The sequence below is a fragment of the Xenorhabdus ehlersii genome (assembly GCF_003610465.1).
In the GTDB taxonomy this organism is placed as follows: Bacteria; Pseudomonadota; Gammaproteobacteria; order Enterobacterales; family Enterobacteriaceae; genus Xenorhabdus; species Xenorhabdus ehlersii.
In genome coordinates this window covers 375,942-394,031 of record NZ_RAQI01000004.1, presented here as the reverse complement: position 1 = coordinate 394,031, position 18,090 = coordinate 375,942, and the positions used below count along the sequence as shown (strand labels likewise).

Below are 18,090 nucleotides of genomic sequence, written 5' to 3'. Positions count from 1 at the left end.
TTTGCCTGATCAATCCTCAATCAGATCATCCATCAATTCATTTTGTTCGGAAGTCTTTCTTTTAGCACTGATACAGAGTAATCCAGAAACAATAACCAACACTAACCCAATCACATAGGCAGGGACAAACGCATCACCAAAAAACAGGATAATCCACATCATCGACAAGACGGGTGATAAAAATAAGATTGAGGCAACCTTATGGGAATCAGGGCCATTCATGGCCTTAAACCAAATAATATAAGAGATCCCATTCAGTATGATGCCGTTAAGTAATGTTGGCATCAGTGAATCACCGGCAGGTAATTTAATGCTGCTGAAAGCAAACATAAATACCGCGGAGACTAAGGTGGAACAGAGGAATACCCAAAATGTACTAATATAGGGATCAATAGCAAACTGTCTCGATAATACTGACATTAATGCAAAACAAAATGATCCGCTAAATACCAGCAACAATGCCTGCGGATGTTCCACTGCAATCTCGGTAATATTTCCTTTCGTGAAAGTGATCACAACAGCTATAAAACCCATTGCAATGCCAATCATTTGCCTGATCGTTAATTTCTCTTTAAACAGGAAAAATGACAATCCAATAATCATTAACGGCCAGCTATATTGGATTACCAAAACAGCAACACCATTTTCAATGGCATAACCATAGTAAAGCAGCAAATAGAAGAAACAATCCAAAGCACCTAAGATCAAAACCTTAAGCATAACGGGCAAAGGAATAAATAAAATGCCCTTCCAACTTTTCCCCATCATGAGGGCAACGACAAATACCGCTAAAACAGACAAAATATTTGACCAGAATAAATATTGGAAGTGATCCATCTCTTTCTGACCAAAACGCGATATAGAAGGAATAAAGCTCCAGATAAACACGCAAGAAAACGCATAAATAATATATTTATATTTGGCCATAGAAAAACTCAATTTATTATTTTAAAGCCCAGCCTACAAGGCACCCACTCCATCCCAACATCATCAGGCATGATAATATTAGATTATATATGCCATGATGATTTCGCCCTTATAAACAGCAAAACAGGTGGAAATACCAGGAAGTTATCACTCCTCAGTATTTCCACCTGAAATACTTTCCACCCGCGATTAGCGATTAAAAACTTTCAGATCTTAGCAGTAACCGTACTGCATTAAACGCTCATAACGACGGTTAACTAATTCTTCACTGTCCAGTTCACTCAATTCAGAAAGATCAGCCAACAATTGAGTTTTCAATGTTTCAGCGATTTCTTCATAGTGACGGTGCGCACCACCCAATGGCTCAGGAATAACAGTATCAATCAGATTCAATTCTTTCAGACGTGGGGCGGTATTCCCCATTGCTTCAGCTGCCAATGGTGCTTTTTCAGCGCTTTTCCACAAAATGGAAGCACAACCTTCAGGAGAGATAGTAGAGAAGGTACTGTATTGCAACATGTTGACTTTATCACCAACACTAAGCGCCAACGCTCCACCAGAACCCCCTTCGCCAATCACTGTACAGATGATAGGTACAGAAAGATGAGACATTTCACGCAAGTTACGTGCAATAGCTTCTGACTGGCCACGCTCTTCTGCGCCTACCCCAGGATATGCACCAGGAGTATCAATGAAAGTAATGATTGGCAATTTGAAACGTTCGGCTGTTTCCATCAATCTCAACGCCTTACGATAACCTTCCGGTGATGGCATACCAAAATTGCGGCGGATTTTTTCTTTGGTTTCACGCCCTTTCTGGTGGCCTATCACCATGACAGGACGACCATCAATACGTGCTAACCCACCCACAATAGCCTTGTCATCAGCATAGGCCCGATCACCCGCTAACTCTTCAAAGTCAGTAAATATGCGCTGAATATAATCCAATGTATAAGGGCGCAATGGATGACGTGATAGCTGGGAAATTTGCCATGCCCCTAAATCAGCGAAAATTTTGCGAGTCAGCTCCAGGCTTTTTTCCCGCAAACGCTGGACTTCTTCATCCAGATTGATATCTAGCTTTTCATCTTGACGGCTAACTGCGGTAAGCGAATCAATTTTCGCTTCCAGCTCGGCAATCGGCTGTTCAAAATCCAGAAAATTCAGACTCATAATGTTCCTATTCTAGTCAAATTCTAATTCTACCTGCTCATTACCCAGCAGAGTTCGCAGATCTGTCAAAAGGGTGTCTGTTGGCGTTACCCGCCATGTCGCCCCGAATCGTAAGCGGGCGCGGGCATCTACCCGCTGGTAATAAAGATGAACCGGTATTGTACCTGAGCGGTGTGGCTCCAATGCACCACGAAGACGGCTCAATAATTGTTCATCAATTTGCCTGTCTGATAATGAGATAGCAAGCCCACGTGCAAATTTTTCACGTGCCTCACTGATATCCATTAATTCACGAACTGTCATTTTAAGTCCACCGCTGAAGTCATCAAAGCTGACTTGTCCGGTAGCAATCAAAATTTTGTCCTGTTCCAATAAATGCTGATACCTTTCCAACGCATCAGAAAACAGCATAATCTCTAGACGTCCTGAACGATCATCTAATGTACTGATACCAATCCGATTGCCCCGTTTGGTCGTCACTATTTTGGAAGCTAATACCAAACCTACCACAGTTGTTACCTGACCACGAGGTGTTGGGTTCACATCTTTTAGACGTAATCCATTGGTATATCGTTCAATCTCTTTCAAATAACCTGTGATTGGGTGTCCAGTTAAGTACAAACCCAGCGTTTCCCGCTCACCATCCAATACCACCTGATCTGGCCATTTGGGAGTGCTGGCATACGAACGCTCAACTTGTTCTGGTTCTTCAGCCAATACACCAAACATATCGGTTTGACCCGTGGCTTCTGCTTTGGCATGTTGATCCGCTGCTTTCAGTGCCCCTTCCAGGGACGACATCAGTGCCGCACGATGTGGCCCCAGTCGATCAAAAGCACCGGACATGATCAGTTTTTCCATCACCCGCCGGTTTATTTTTTTGATATCAACACGTGCACACAGGTCGAATAGCTCTTTGAAATGCCCCCCTTTCTGCCGGGCTTCAATAATCGCTTCAATCGGGCCTTCACCCACACCTTTAATCGCACCAATGCCGTAAACAATTTCTCCATCATCATTGACATGGAAATGGTACAAGCCGCTATTGATATCAGGAGGAAGAACTTTCAGCCCCATGCGCCAACACTCATCCACCAACCCAACAACTTTTTCGGTGTTATCCATATCTGCTGTCATCACGGCAGCCATAAATTCTGCCGGATAGTGGGCTTTCAGCCATAATGTTTGGTAAGAAACCAGCGCATAAGCTGCGGAGTGAGATTTGTTAAAGCCATAACCCGCGAATTTCTCCACTAAATCGAAGATTTTCATGGCGAGCGTACCATCAACGCCCTGTTTTACCGCTCCCTCTTCAAATACTGATCGCTGTTTAGCCATCTCCTCTGGTTTTTTCTTACCCATTGCACGGCGCAACATATCTGCCCCGCCAAGGGTATAACCGGCTAAAACCTGCGCAATCTGCATCACCTGTTCCTGATACAGGATGATACCGTAAGTTGGCTCCAATACGGGTTTTAAGGATTCATGCTGCCATTCAACATCAGGATAGGAAAGTTCTTCCCGTCCATGTTTACGGTCGATAAAGTTATCTACCATGCCTGATTGCAATGGCCCAGGACGGAACAGTGCCACCAAGGCGATCATGTCTTCAAAACAGTCAGGGCGCAGGCGTTTGATTAAATCCTTCATTCCGCGCGATTCAAGCTGGAACACGGCCGTGGTTTCAGAACGTTGCAGCATATCGAAACTTTTCTGATCATCCAGAGGAATAGCTGCGATATCAATCAGTTCCAACCCTTTCTTGGCACGACGTGCATTCACCATCTCAAGTGCCCAGTTGATGATGGTCAGGGTTCTCAGACCAAGGAAGTCAAACTTAACCAGGCCTGCGTATTCCACATCGTTTTTGTCAAACTGGGTAACCGGGTTTTGCCCTTCTGGATCACAGTAAATCGGTGCAAAATCAGTAATTTTGGTTGGTGCAATAACAACACCACCGGCATGTTTACCTGCGTTACGAGTGACACCTTCCAGTTTGCGCGCCATGTCTATCAGCTCTTTAACCTCTTCATCCGCTTCGTAAATTTCAGGTAGCTGTGGCTCGGCGACAAACGCTTTTTCCAGTGTCATACCCGGATCAGAAGGCACCAGTTTCGATATTCGATCTACAAATCCATAGGGATGCCCAAGTACACGCCCAACATCGCGGATAACCGCTTTCGCCGCCATCGTACCAAACGTGATGATCTGCGATACCGCATCTCGTCCATACATATCTGCTACGTGATCGATAACCTGATCACGTTTTTCCATGCAAAAATCGATGTCAAAATCTGGCATGGAAATACGTTCAGGGTTAAGGAAACGTTCAAACAGCAGATCGAATTCCAGTGGATCGAGGTCAGTAATTTTTAACGCATAAGCCACAAGGGAGCCGGCACCAGAGCCTCGTCCTGGACCAACGGGAACACCATTGTCTTTCGACCACTGGATAAATTCCATTACGATCAGGAAGTAGCCAGGAAATCCCATCTGGTTGATAACGTTCAGCTCAATATCAAGACGCTCATCATATTCTGGACGTTTTTGCGCCCTGACTTCCGGATCGGGATAAAGAAACTCCAGACGTTCTTCCAATCCTTGCTTGGATTTTTCAACGAGAAAATCTTCAGTGCTCATTTCGCCCGTTGGAAACTGCGGCAGGAAATACTCACCAAGGCGGATTGTGACATTACAGCGTTTAGCAATTTCGACGCTATTTTGTAGCGCTTCAGGAATGTCTAAGAAAAGCTCGCACATTTCCTGTTCACTGCGTAGATATTGCTGAGGGCTGTAATTTTTAGGGCGTTTCGGATCAGACAGTGTATAACCATCGTGGATAGAAACCCGAATCTCGTGAGCTTCGAAGTCCTCGCTTTCAAGAAAACAAACGTCATTGGTTGCCACGACGGGAAGATTTTTTTCTGACGCCAGCACCACAGCCGCATGAAGATAGTTTTCTTCATCCTGACGTCCGGTACGGATCAACTCAAGGTAATAGCTGTCAGGGAAATATTCCTGATAAAAATCGAGGCATTGATCCACCATCGCACGATTGCCACGCAGCAGGAATTTACCCACATCCCCCATGCGCCCGCCCGACAGCAGGATTAACCCTGTTTTGTATTTCACCAGCCATTCCCGCTGGATAGTCGGGCCAATCGCGCCATAACCTTTTTGGTAAGCCTCAGAGATCAGTAAGGTCAGGTTTTGATAGCCTTCATTATTACGGGCAAGGATCGTCAGATGGGCATATTCATCCCCCAACAAATCACTTTCCACATAAAAATCCGCACCAATAATTGGCTTGATACCAGCACCATGGGCACTGCCATAGAATTTCACCAATCCACACAAGTTGGTAAAATCTGTGATCGCAAAAGCTGGCATCCCCAATTTGGCGACTTTTTTCACCAGTGAGCCGGTCTTAGCCAAGCCATCAATCATTGAATAATCACTGTGAACACGTAAGTGTACAAAACGTGGTTCTGTCATAATCTGCCCAGATACTTATCCCAGATTTTATCTAAGACCTAGCGCCCGTTTAACTGGCGCAAAACTTTTACGATGATGCTCCGTAGCGCCCAAAGAAGCCAATTTTTCCAGATGCAGGGCGGTTGGATAACCTTTGTGTTTCGCAAAGCCGTAGCCAGGGAACTGTTTATCCAGCTCTGCCATTTCCCTGTCACGTGTTACTTTGGCAAGAATGGAGGAGGCGCTTATTTCTGCAACCAGGCTATCGCCCTTCACGACAGCTTGAGCTGGCATGACTAATGCCGGACAGCGATTGCCATCAATCAGAACATAATCCGGTATGAGTGCCAACCCCTCAACAGCTCTTTGCATAGCCAGCATCGTGGCATGGAGGATGTTAAGTTGATCGATCTCTTCCGGCTCTGCACGACCCAGGTTCCAACATAAGGCTTTTTCTTTTATTTCCCAATACAGTGCTTCACGGCGCTTTTCTGTGAGTTTTTTCGAATCCATCAAGCCTGCAATGGGTTTAGCCGGATCAAGAATAACCGCAGCAGTCACTACAGCCCCTACCAATGGGCCACGTCCAACTTCATCAACACCGGCAATCAAATTCGCCTGTGGATAAACAAAATCCATCATCTTCTCGCTAATTCCAAAACGGCTTGCGCAGCCTTTTCATCGGCATCACAGCGAATGCTTTCATGCAAATGCAAGAACGTTTGTTTCAACGTTTCCACATCAGCACCACCTTGCACAAGAGGTAACAATGCCTCTGACAATGCTTGTGGTTTGCATTCATCCTGTAGTAATTCTTTGACTAATTCTTTTCCTGCCAGCAAGTTAGGCAAAGAAACATACGGTGTTTTCACCAGGCGTTTTGCCAGCCAAAATGTAAAAGGTTTCATTCTATAGCCGACCACCATTGGGCATTTGGCCAGCATACATTCCAGTGCAGCCGTACCGGATGCCAGTAAAGTAGCATCACTGGCAATCATGGCTTCACGCGCTTTGCCATCTAATAAATGGAGCAGCAAATCCGGTGCTATCTCGTTTTTAATGCGCTGAAACTGTTCACGCCGTTTGGCATTAACCAGAGGAACCAGTACATGCAAGTCGGGAAATTTCTCCCGCAATAATTGTGCAGTTTTTAAGAAGTCAGCACTGAGCATCTCTACTTCAGCATGACGACTACCAGGCAAGATCGCCAAACAGTGAGCAGTTAATGGAATACCCAGAATTTTTCTGGCAGCTGCTTTATCAGGTTGCAAAGGCATCGCATCTGCCATTGTGTGCCCAATAAATCGACATGGAACGTTAAACTGATCGTAAAAGGCTTTTTCAAAAGGTAAAAACGCCAATACCAAATCCGTTGCCCGCCCCATTTTAAACACACGTTTCTGACGCCATGCCCATACCGATGGGCTAACGTAATGGATTGTTTTAATTCCCTGCTGTTTAAGCCTGCCTTCCAAAGTAATATTAAAGTCAGGCGCATCAATGCCAATAAACACATCAGGCTTCAACGCGGTAAAACGTGCGGTTAAGTCTTTGCGTATTTTCAGCAAACGGGGCAAACGTCCCAGAACTTCAACGATCCCCATTACGGCCAGCTCTTCCATCTCATACCAGGCTTCACAACCTTCTGCCTGCATAAGAGGGCCAGCAACACCCACAAAGCGGGCGTGCGGAATTTTTGCTTTCAATGCTCGAATCAGCCCCGCCCCAAGGATATCACCGGAAGTTTCTCCGGCGACTAAACCAATTGTCAGCGGGCGCTGATTATCAACAGAAGAAAAGGTAGTCAAAGGAGTATCCTTCATCTACTTACTTAACGAATGATGCCACGACTGGATTTTGCGGAATGTTCCAGAAAATCACTGAATACTTTCACATGCGGGTTGTTTTCCGCTTGAAGATCAATCTCTTGCTTGGCTTCTTCCAATGTTTTTCCGCTGCGATAAAGCGTCTTATAGGCATTACGAATTGCATGCAGAGATTCTTTGTCAAACCCACGACGCTTCAGACCTTCGATATTCAATCCGAAAGGTGTTGCATGATTCCCCTGTGCAATGATGTAAGGAGGAACATCCTGAGCAACGCCGGAACAACCACCAACCATCACGTGAGAACCAATTTGACAGAATTGATGCACGGCCGTCATTCCACCAATAATGACATAATCACCCAGAATAACATGTCCGCCCAATGTACCATTGTTCGCAATAATACAACGATCACCAACGATGCAATCATGGGCGATATGGGCGTTGATCATCAACAGATTGTCACTACCAACTTTAGTCACGCCCCCACCCTGAACAGTGCCTCTGTGGATAGAAACACTTTCACGAATGCGATTACGGTCACCAATTTCAACGCGAGTGGGTTCACCCTGATATTTGAGATCCTGATTGACCTCTCCGATGGAAGCAAATTGATAAATCTGATTATCGCGGCCAATCTTGGTTATCCCATTAACCACAACATGAGATTTCAATTCAGTCCCTTCACCAATCTCAACTTGGGCACCGATATAACAAAATGGGCCAATGCGAACATTGACACCAATAACAGCACCCTCTTCAATAATGGAAGAGGGATGGATAACAGCGGTCTGATCAATCATGGATTAAGCCTCACGACGGCGAGCACACATCATTTCAGCTTCACAAGCCACTTCTCCATCGACTTTCGCTACGCCCCTGAAACGCGCAACTCCGCGACGTTCTTTAATAAATTCTACTTCCATGATCATTTGATCACCTGGCAGAACCGGACGCTTGAAGCGAGCGCCATCAATCGCTGCAAAGTAATACAATTCACCTGGTTTCAGTGATCCAACACTTTTGAACGCCAGAATGCCGGTAGCTTGAGCCATTGCTTCAAGGATCAAGACACCAGGAAAAATAGGCTTACCAGGGAAATGCCCCTGAAAGAATGGTTCATTAAATGATACATTCTTGACTGCGCGCAAAAATTTACCTTCCTCAAAATCTAAAACACGGTCTACCAACAAAAATGGGTAGCGGTGAGGCAGTAAATCTAAAATCTCTTCAATTTGCAGAGTATGATTATCACTCATCTAAATACTCTTCCTGTCATATAAGAATCATAATATTAACGACACGGCCTGCGTTAACTCCAAATTCAGAGTTATCAGGCAGGCCGCAAAAATCAAAAGCACAACCAAAAATGCTAACTAAAAACGTTTAATCAAAAATGTCGATCCAAGATGCGGGTATGATTACTCGTTTTCACCTTTCAGTTGGCGTTCAACTGACTTTAAGCGCTTATTCATCTCATTGATGTTCATGATTAAAGCGGCAGTCTTGCGCCAAACTTTGTTCGGTTGTAACGGGAACCCCGACGAGTATACGCCAGGCTCTGTAATTGGACGTATCACCATGCTCATACCAGTCACGGTCACTTTGTCACAGATTTCCATGTGCCCATTGATGACACTGGCTCCACCAATCATACAGTAGCGGCCAACTTTCAAACTGCCCGCCATAATGACACCACCAGCCACCGCGGTGTTGTCTCCAATTGTCACGTTGTGGGCAATCTGACATTGGTTGTCTATGATAACACCATTACCGATGACAGTGTTATCCAATGCGCCGCGATCAATGGCCGTGCAAGCGCCGATTTCAACGCGATCTCCGATGATCACTGTGCCTAGCTGTGGAATTTTAACCCAATTCCCACGCTCATTGGCATAACCAAAACCATCAGAACCTATAACAGCTCCCGATTGAATCAAACACAACTCACCAATTTCAACATTGTGATATATCGATACATTGGCCCAAAGACGGGTTCCTGCCCCAATCCGCGCATTTTTTCCAATAAAACAACCCGCACCAACGATAACATTATCACCAAGCATAACGCCGGATTCGATAACCGCATTTGCCCCCACCGCCACATTTTTGCCCAATACCGCCTCAGAGGAGATAACTGCTGATGGGTGGATATCCTGTGCAGGTTTCGGTGTCGTATCCATAATTTGCGCCATGCGTGCATAGGCCAGGTAAGGATCATTAACAACCAACGCGGCAACTTTGCAGTGAGGGAGATCTGCTTCGCGCAGCACAACCGCCGCAGCCTGACAGGTAGCAAGTTTGTCAGTATAACGACTGTCGGATAAAAATGTAATTTGCTCGTTATTTGCTGAATACATCGGCGCAATACCGGTGATGACGATATCGCCATCACCGTACAATTGCGCATTCAACTGCTGAGCGAGATCAGCCAATCGAATTGAAACCATCTACTTACTTAACCTGTTTCAGTACTTCTGCAGTGATATCTTTACCAGACGTAGAATACACCACGGTATTCGCATCCAGAACCAGATCGTAACCTTCTTTGCCTGCAACCACTTTAACTGCATCCTGAATACGGTTCAGAATTTTATTGCGTTCTTCCATCTGACGATGGCGGTTGTCGTTTTCAAAACTTTGTGCTTTCTGAGCAAAGTCATCACGTTTCGCCATCACTTCTTTTTCCAATTTTTCGCGTTCACTGGCTTTCATGGTTGAACTATCACGCTGTAATTTTTGGATTTTAGTTTGCAGATCAGATTCCATACGCTGTAATTCGGTTGCGCGGCCTTTAAACTCATTTTCCAACTGTTTTGCCACAGCTTCACGGGCAGGTAACTGTTGGAAAACTTCAGCAACGTTCACTAAAGCAATTTTATCTGCCGCCTGCGCACCCGCAGAAAACGCTAATGCTATACTCAAACCTGCTGCACACAATATTTTCTTCACTATAAACTCCTTTGACCTACGCTATTTTTACATATTAATAATAGGGCGATTTTTACCAAAAATGATTAATAATTACCAAACTCCGCCAATACTGAACTGGAACTGCTCCGCTCTATCACCTGCATATTCCTTAATTGGCTGCGCATAAGAGAAGCTCAAGGGCCCTAATGGTGATATCCATTGCAAAGCAATACCGGCCGAAATCCTGATGTTATTTGGCTTACTATAGTCTGGTATCCCAGCGTAAGTCTTATCCCAGTTGGTATCCCACACTGTTCCCGCATCCACAAATAACGAAGTCCGCAGGGAGTTAGCATATTTAGCATCCAGGAACGGTGTCGGGGTAATCAGTTCGAAACTAACAACTGCTGTCGCGTTACCTCCCACGGCATCGCGGGATGGGCTATTTTTCTCTGGTTTACCACTTTCATCTAAATAAACTGCTTTCGGACCGATATTATTCGACCGGAAGCCGCGAACACTGCTGGAACCACCGGCATAGAAGTTCTCATAGAATGGCATTTCCTTACCACCAAAACCGCCGCCATATCCCAGACGAGTGCGTCCCATCAACACCCATGAGCGATTATCATCCAGTGGATAATAAGCTGCTGAGTTCCAGGTGACTTTATAGAACTGGTTATCTGAACCAGGAATTGTCACTTTCGCATCCAGAGATGATTTCAGACCAGATGTTGGGAAGAAACCACGGTCAAGATTGTTGTAAACCCATCCCATGGTGACGGTGAAATCATTGGAGTCAAATTGCGCCTTGTCTTTAAAATTTGGATGTTTACCCATTTTATTCCAATAATGCCACATCGCGAGCTGTGGTCGCATATTAGACAACGCGTTATGGATATAACCCAGTCTAAACGACAGGCCATTATTTTCATTCAATGGGAAGCCGAGCGTTCCCTCAGTACCGTAGGCTTTATTGGTATAATTCGAAAGATCGGCATCATCGGCGCGAAAATCGTTATAGAACACGCGCCCACCCAAACTTACACCATCGACAGTGAAATAAGGGTCAGTCATAGATAAATCGGCTGATGTTGAATAGTCATTCTTACTGGCGTTGATGCTCACGGAATTCCCCGTTCCGAGCCAGTTGGCTTGTTGGAGACCAATCTGGAAACCCATGCCGCTTTCTGTGCCGAAACTAATACCAAAGTTCATCGAGCCAGTATTGCGTTCTTTGACTTTGTAAACCACATCAACCTGATCTGGACTGTCCGGTACACGTTCCGTTGCCACATCAACAGAGTCAAAATACCCTAGTCTATTTAGGCGTTCTTTGCCCTGTTCAACCAAATCACTCCCCAGCCAGGAGCCTTCCATCTGACGCATTTCACGGCGTAGTACTGAATCTTTACTTATATCGTTGCCTGAAAAACGAATTTTACGCACGTAGAAGCGATTGCCAGCATCAACATTCACATGCAGTTTAACCGTCTTATCGGTGTCGTTGATTTCAGGTTGTGTCATTACACGAGGATAGGCATAACCGTGGCGACCAAGCAGGTTTTTGATGGCGGTTTCCATCTTGGTCACTTCTGCACCGTTATACAAAGACCCCGGTTCGATTTTAGTCAATTCTTCGATTTGGGACTGGTAACCCGCTAAATTACCATTCAAATCAACACCGGCGATTTTATACTGATCGCCTTCGGTGATATTGACAGCGACATAAATACCTTTCTTATCTGGTGTCAGATTAACTTGAGTCGAGTCAATATTGAAACGAGCATAGCCTCGATCAAGATAGAAACTACGCAAGGTTTCAAGGTCACCTGCCAATTTTTGTTTCTGGTATTTCTGATCAGCCGTCATGTTCCACCAGGGAACATCATCCCTAAGTTGGAACTGATTAAGCAGCTCATTGGTTGAGAAGGCTTTATTACCAACAATATTAATTTGTTGGATCTTGGCAGAAACCCCTTCAGAGAAAACGAGCTTCAAATCAACACGGTTGCGGGGCAGTGGCGTGACAACAGCTTTTACTGTCGCGTTGTATTTACCAACACTGTAATAGAAATCTTCCAGCCCCTTCTCAATATTAGACAGCATAGTGCGGTCAAGAGCTTCACCAACACGAACACGAGAGGCCTCAAGGTTTTGCTTAAGCATGTCATCTTTCACCGATTTATTGCCGGTGAAAGTAATGCTGGCGATGGTTGGTCGTTCTTTTACCTGAACAACAAGTGAATTGCCATCACGTAAGACACGAACATCTTCAAAGTTTCCAGTTGCGAACAATGAATGAATCGTGCGGCTAATATCTTCATCACTAACCGTCTCACCCACTCGAACTGGCATGTTCAGTAATGCTGCACCAACGGTGACGCGTTGAAGACCCTCAAAGTGAATGTCCTGAACCACGAATCCGTCTGAACCGTATGCAGTGGCGCTGCCGAACAGCAGCGACGCTATGAGCAACTTTTTCATCGCCATCGTTGTTATGCGTTTTCCTAACCGGTCTCCCACCTTAAAGGCGGGAGAAATCATTGAAAAGTGCAAGCCCCATTAATAACACCAGTAACATAGCACCAATGCGATAACTGAAGTCTTGTACACGCTCGGAGACTGGCCCCCCCTTGATCTTTTCGATAGCAAGGAAAAGCAAGTGTCCACCATCTAGTACAGGTAATGGGAACAAATTAATGATCCCAAGATTGACGCTAATCAGCGCCAAAAACATTAAATAATACACCAAGCCAGAATCAGCCGATACTCCGGCGCCTTTGGCAATGGAAATCGGGCCGCTCAGGTTATTCAGTTTTAAGTCACCCACAATCAATTTGCCGATCATATTGACAGTCAGCTTCATTAATTGCCAAGTCTTGTCTCCCGCCTCATAAATGGCAGAAAAAGGTCCATATTGCTGAATAACCTTGTATTCATCCGCCAATGGAATGATTTTCAGTTCGGTGCCAGCAAACCCCTCCTCACTGCCATTGGATAATTTTCTGACTTCAGGGGTCAGAGACAAGGAGATCATTCCCCCCGCTCTCGCAACGTCCAATTTTAGAAGGACATTAGGATTCTTCCTGACAAAAGATGAAAAAGTGTGCCATACATCTACATCTTGATCGTTGACTTTAACGATCCTGTCCCCACTTTGTAAACCCGCTTTTTCAGCGGCTGAAGCAGGATAAACTTTTTCCACTTGCGAACTCAGCCGTGGTACAACAGGCATAATTCCCAAAGACAGCAAAACATCCTGCTTGGACGGATCAAAGGTCCATTGGCTCAAATCCAGTGTTTTTTTAACATTATCAAGCGCATTCAGAGGCAAGACGTCCATAGTGACCGATGTCGCCCCCACTTTACCTATCATGGCAAGACGTACTGAATTCCAATCAGGAGTTTCGATACCATTAACGGATTTTAGTTCCATTCCAGGCAAAATATTTGCCTGTGCAGCAATCGAGTTTGGCTTAACATCCAACACTACCGGACGTACAGATGGCACGCCAATCACAAAAACCAGCCAATAAGCGATCACCGCCAGAATGAAGTTTGCGATTGGCCCAGCGCTGATAACTGCCGCGCGCTGGCCAATAGTTTTGTTATTAAATGCCATATGACGACGTTCAGGAACAACTTCCCCTACCCGCTCGTCGAGCATTTTGACATATCCACCAAGGGGAATAAGAGCGATAACGTATTCGGTTCCCTGTTTATCTGTACGACGCCAAAGCACCTTGCCAAATCCGATGGAAAAGCGTTCAACATAGATACCGCATCGTCTGGCAACCCAAAAATGACCAAACTCATGCACTGTAATGAGAACACCCAAAGCAACAATAAATGCAGCCAGATTCCAGAGAATATCCATTACGTACCTTCAGAGAGTAAATCCAGAAGAAATCAACATAACCAGCCCAGCAAACACTGGAACTGCCGCAGTTAGACTATCAACCCTATCCATGACACCGCCATGCCCCGGAATCAATTGACTGCTGTCTTTGATCCCAGATTCCCGCTTGAACATACTTTCAGTCAAATCACCAAAGACCGAGGCAATCACCACCACCGCAGAAATCAGCAACAAATGTTCTGGCATCGTGGGGACAGGGGCAAATTTACCGAACAACCACGAAATCAGTGCAGCCGTTAATAACCCACCAACCAGCCCCTCAAGCGTTTTGCCTGGGGATACTTTTGGGGCCATTTTATGTTTACCCATTGTACGGCCAAAAATATAAGCACCTGAATCGGCAGCCCATACCAACAGCATGACGTACAGCAACCACCATGCGCCATCATAGGGATTATTTTCATAGCCCTGGGTACGCAGTACCATCATCCCACAATAAAATGGCACGATAGTCATAACCCCGAATAGCAGACGCAAGGCAACCGACGATTTCCAAATAGAAGCAGAAGCCGGATAAGTCACCACCAATAAAATGGCGGCCACCCACCAAAGCATGCCAGCCCACAATAGGTATACAACTTGTGGTTTCTCAATGAGGTGAGAAAAATCTGACAAAGAGTACTGCAAGGCCAATAGCCCTACAGCAAACAACGCAGCCAGCGTAATGCGTTTAACTTGAGTGAAGAGACCTGCAAATTGCCCCCATTCCCATGCAGCCAGTGCTGAAACAGCAATGACAACCAACCCAAACCCTGCTGGTGGGAGGAAAAACAGCGCTACAATAACAAGTGGAATCAATATCAACGTAGTTAAAAGACGGTACTTCAGCAAGTTCTCCTCCTATGATCCCACTTCGGCATCGTCTGGTGTTCCGCCAAATCGGCGTTCTCGTTTGGCAAAGGCATTAATCGCACCTTCAAAAACAGTTTCATCAAAATCAGGCCAAAGTATATCGGTAAAATACAATTCTGCATAAGCGATCTGCCATAGCAGGAAATTACTGATACGATGTTCGCCTCCAGTCCTAATCACCAGATCCACTTCGGGCTGCTGACTTAAATTGATGAAGTTATCAACTGTAGTTTCGGTAATCTCTTCGGGAGATAATTCATTGGCTTCAATCTTTTCAGCAATTTGTTTAAAACTCTGAACCAGATCCCAACGACCACCATAGTTAGCAGCAATATTAAGCTGCAATCCGGTATTGCCTGCTGTTAATTCAACAGAACGGCGGATACGCTCCTGCAACCGTGAGCTAAAACGACTGATATCACCAATCACAGACAATTTCACATTGTGTTTATTCAGACTCTTTACTTCATTATCGAGAGCAAAAACAAACAACTCCATCAATGAACTGACTTCCTGCTGTGGGCGATTCCAGTTTTCGCTGCTAAACGCATATAGCGTCAGCGAATTAATATTATGTTTCACTGAAAAACTCACGGCACTTCGTACGGCTTTAATTCCTGCACGGTGGCCAAAGACTCTTAATTTGCCCCGTTTTTTTGCCCAGCGACCGTTACCATCCATAATGATGGCGACATGTCTGGGTAACGTTGGCAATGAGTCATTATCACTGGGAGATATCACTCAAAATAATCCTTAAATAACTAAGCTGACTTTTTGGTAAACTCAATCACTGCCAAACCTGAAAAAGCCGTGTTACATGTCAACAATTAGCACGGCTATTTCAGGCGCGACTGAATGAAAGCCTTTAACCTGCGCTTATCTATGACTAGAATGCAAGCACCAGATAATTGAAATGGCTATTATAGCAACTGTAATTTACCCGCGAACTATATCATTTGCCAAAATGCAAACCTATACTTATTAATAAAACTTGCTATTTGGCAAAAGTGCTTATGGCTTCTCTCGCTAAGGCCCTGGCTATGTTATCGATTTCTAAGACCTCTTCGATACTTTGAGGTTCAGATAAATTTACTTTTTCAACGACCAACCGATTGATTGTCGCAATATCTGTGAAACGGATTCCACCTTGCAAAAAAACATCAACGGTTTCTTCATTTGCCGCATTCAACGCCGTTGTTGCCGCTTGCCCCTGGTGACAAGCCTCAATCGCCAATTTCAAACAAGGATAACGCTGATAATCCAGGGATTCAAAAGTGAGCAAACTCAATTCGGTAAAATCCAATGGTTTTGCCCCAGATGGAATACGATTAGGATAAGCCATCGCATAAGCAATTGGAGTACACATATCTTGCGTTCCCAGCTGTGCGATGATGCTGCCATCCTGATAACGAACCATCGAATGAATCACCGATTGGGGATGCAATAATACCTCCATTTCATCTGCGGATGCATTGAACAGGTAACGCGCTTCGATATATTCCAATCCCTTGTTCATCATGGTAGCAGAATCAACAGAAATTTTACGTCCCATTGACCAAATAGGATGAGCACACGCTTCATCCGGAGTCACGTTGGGCAGATTCGCCAAAGGTGTCTTGCGGAACGGCCCGCCCGATCCCGTCAGGATAATGCTGGAAATACCGTGTTTTTTTAGATTTGCCTTGCCAAGATTGTGCTGAACCCCCTCCGGCAGACTTTGGAAAATAGCATTATGTTCGCTATCAATTGGCAGCAATTGCGCTTTATATCGGACAACCGCATCCATAAACAGACGACCACTGGTAATCAAAGATTCTTTGTTAGCCAGCAGAACTTGTTTACCCTTACGGATAGCGGCCAAAGTCGGCAATAAACCTGCGACGCCAACAATGGCTGACATGACTTGATCGACGTCTTCCAATGCAGCTAAATCACAAATAGCGTCTTTACCAAACAGCACTTCGGTTTGACTTCCCTGCGCCTGTAATAACTGACGCAGAGCTTTTGCTGACGGCTCATCTGCCATTGCTGCATATTGTGGATGGAATTCCAAACATTGCTGTGCCATGACTTCAATATTTTTCCCGGCAACCAGTGCGATTACACTGAATTTTTCCGGATTATTGCGGACAACAGAAAGCGTACTTTTCCCAATCGAACCCGTTGAGCCAAGAATAGTTAACCGTTTCATTTTAATACTCTAAGTATGCTACTGATATAAAATTGCAATGGAAAATCGCAACAGAAAATCGTCATAGTTTGAGCGGTGCAGATCGCTATGTCCATCGCTTGAGAAAGAAATATGATACGAAGTGTAATATCCAGGATAAGAACAACGCCGCAAGAGCTGCGGCGTTGTATGCGTGAAACGGCAATTAAAAATCCATCAACTCAGTTTCTTTATTTGCCAACGCTTCATCAATTTTCTTAATGAAGCTGTCAGTCAGTTTCTGAATTTCATCTTGTGAACGACGTTCTTCATCTTCACTGATTTCTTTGTCTTTCAGCAGTGCCTTCACCTTATCGTTCGCATCACGGCGAATATTACGGATAGAGACACGGCCCTGTTCCGCTTCTCCACGCACAACTTTAATGAGATCCTTACGGCGCTCTTCTGTCAGTGGTGGCAATGGAACACGAATAATGGTTCCGGCAGAAGATGGGTTCAGGCCCAGATCAGAAGCCATAATGGCTTTTTCAACCGCCGCAGTCATAGAACGATCAAATACGGTGATCGCCAAAGTGCGGGCATCTTCTGCAACGACGTTTGCAATCTGACGCAATGGAGTCGCAGCGCCATAATATTCAACGCTGATGCCATCCAACAGGCTAGGAGAAGCACGGCCAGTACGAACCTTGCTAATTTGATTTTTCAGTGCTTCGACGCTTTTTTCCATGCGGTCTTGTGCGTCTTTCTTGATTTCATTAATCACGTTACAAACCCTTGGGAGATGGTTATTTTTTAGGCCACATTGCGTAAATCATAGATAAGTGAACCGAGTA

General features: G+C 45.0%; 15 protein-coding genes. All 15 read right to left on the bottom strand.

The features are described 5' to 3' along the window. Nucleotides 1-9: 9 nt before the first annotated feature. Nucleotides 10-927, bottom strand: coding sequence for a DMT family transporter (locus tag BDE27_RS14700; protein ID WP_099133510.1), 918 nt, complete (start codon nucleotides 925-927; stop codon nucleotides 10-12). 213 nt (nucleotides 928-1,140) lie between these two features. Beyond that, on the bottom strand, nucleotides 1,141-2,100 hold the full coding sequence (gene accA / locus BDE27_RS14695) for an acetyl-CoA carboxylase carboxyl transferase subunit alpha (protein WP_099116998.1): 960 nt from the start codon (nucleotides 2,098-2,100) through the stop codon (nucleotides 1,141-1,143). 12 nt (nucleotides 2,101-2,112) lie between these two features. Further along, complete coding sequence (dnaE, locus tag BDE27_RS14690; RefSeq protein ID WP_099133508.1) at nucleotides 2,113-5,595, bottom strand: DNA polymerase III subunit alpha; 3,483 nt, start codon at nucleotides 5,593-5,595, stop codon at nucleotides 2,113-2,115. Nucleotides 5,596-5,622: 27 nt separating this feature from the next. After that, nucleotides 5,623-6,216 carry a ribonuclease HII gene (gene rnhB, locus BDE27_RS14685; protein ID WP_099133506.1) on the bottom strand — a complete coding sequence of 198 codons (594 nt, stop codon included), beginning with the start codon at nucleotides 6,214-6,216 and terminating at the stop codon, nucleotides 5,623-5,625. Further along, nucleotides 6,213-7,397, bottom strand: coding sequence for a lipid-A-disaccharide synthase (gene lpxB / locus BDE27_RS14680; protein ID WP_099133505.1), 1,185 nt, complete (start codon nucleotides 7,395-7,397; stop codon nucleotides 6,213-6,215). Before lpxB ends, rnhB begins: the two co-directional genes overlap by 4 nt. An 8-nt stretch (nucleotides 7,398-7,405) precedes the next feature. Further along, nucleotides 7,406-8,203: an acyl-ACP--UDP-N-acetylglucosamine O-acyltransferase gene (lpxA, locus tag BDE27_RS14675; protein ID WP_099133503.1), complete on the bottom strand. Its 798-nt coding sequence runs from the start codon at nucleotides 8,201-8,203 to the stop codon at nucleotides 7,406-7,408. 3 nt (nucleotides 8,204-8,206) lie between these two features. Continuing rightward, nucleotides 8,207-8,659 (bottom strand): 3-hydroxyacyl-ACP dehydratase FabZ, encoded by a 453-nt coding sequence (fabZ, locus tag BDE27_RS14670; RefSeq protein ID WP_099133501.1) that lies wholly within the window; start codon nucleotides 8,657-8,659, stop codon nucleotides 8,207-8,209. Nucleotides 8,660-8,821: 162 nt separating this feature from the next. Then, on the bottom strand, nucleotides 8,822-9,850 hold the full coding sequence (gene lpxD, locus BDE27_RS14665) for a UDP-3-O-(3-hydroxymyristoyl)glucosamine N-acyltransferase (RefSeq protein ID WP_099133499.1): 1,029 nt from the start codon (nucleotides 9,848-9,850) through the stop codon (nucleotides 8,822-8,824). Nucleotides 9,851-9,854: 4 nt separating this feature from the next. After that, nucleotides 9,855-10,352: a molecular chaperone Skp gene (gene skp / locus BDE27_RS14660; protein ID WP_099133497.1), complete on the bottom strand. Its 498-nt coding sequence runs from the start codon at nucleotides 10,350-10,352 to the stop codon at nucleotides 9,855-9,857. A 72-nt stretch (nucleotides 10,353-10,424) separates the two neighbouring features. Continuing rightward, a complete protein-coding gene (bamA, locus tag BDE27_RS14655) occupies nucleotides 10,425-12,806 on the bottom strand; it encodes an outer membrane protein assembly factor BamA (protein ID WP_099133496.1) in 2,382 nt (793 codons plus the stop codon). Between the two features lie 34 nt (nucleotides 12,807-12,840). Beyond that, nucleotides 12,841-14,193, bottom strand: coding sequence for a sigma E protease regulator RseP (gene rseP, locus BDE27_RS14650; RefSeq protein ID WP_099133494.1), 1,353 nt, complete (start codon nucleotides 14,191-14,193; stop codon nucleotides 12,841-12,843). A 9-nt stretch (nucleotides 14,194-14,202) separates the two neighbouring features. Further along, nucleotides 14,203-15,066, bottom strand: a complete 864-nt coding sequence (gene cdsA / locus BDE27_RS14645; RefSeq protein WP_099133492.1) for a phosphatidate cytidylyltransferase — start codon at nucleotides 15,064-15,066, stop codon at nucleotides 14,203-14,205. Nucleotides 15,067-15,075: 9 nt separating this feature from the next. Further along, nucleotides 15,076-15,768 carry a polyprenyl diphosphate synthase gene (uppS, locus tag BDE27_RS14640; protein ID WP_244208802.1) on the bottom strand — a complete coding sequence of 231 codons (693 nt, stop codon included), beginning with the start codon at nucleotides 15,766-15,768 and terminating at the stop codon, nucleotides 15,076-15,078. Nucleotides 15,769-16,081: 313 nt separating this feature from the next. After that, complete coding sequence (ispC, locus tag BDE27_RS14635) at nucleotides 16,082-17,278, bottom strand: 1-deoxy-D-xylulose-5-phosphate reductoisomerase (protein ID WP_099133488.1); 1,197 nt, start codon at nucleotides 17,276-17,278, stop codon at nucleotides 16,082-16,084. A 184-nt stretch (nucleotides 17,279-17,462) separates the two neighbouring features. Beyond that, a complete protein-coding gene (frr, locus tag BDE27_RS14630) occupies nucleotides 17,463-18,020 on the bottom strand; it encodes a ribosome recycling factor (protein ID WP_099133486.1) in 558 nt (185 codons plus the stop codon). Nucleotides 18,021-18,090 lie beyond the last annotated feature (70 nt).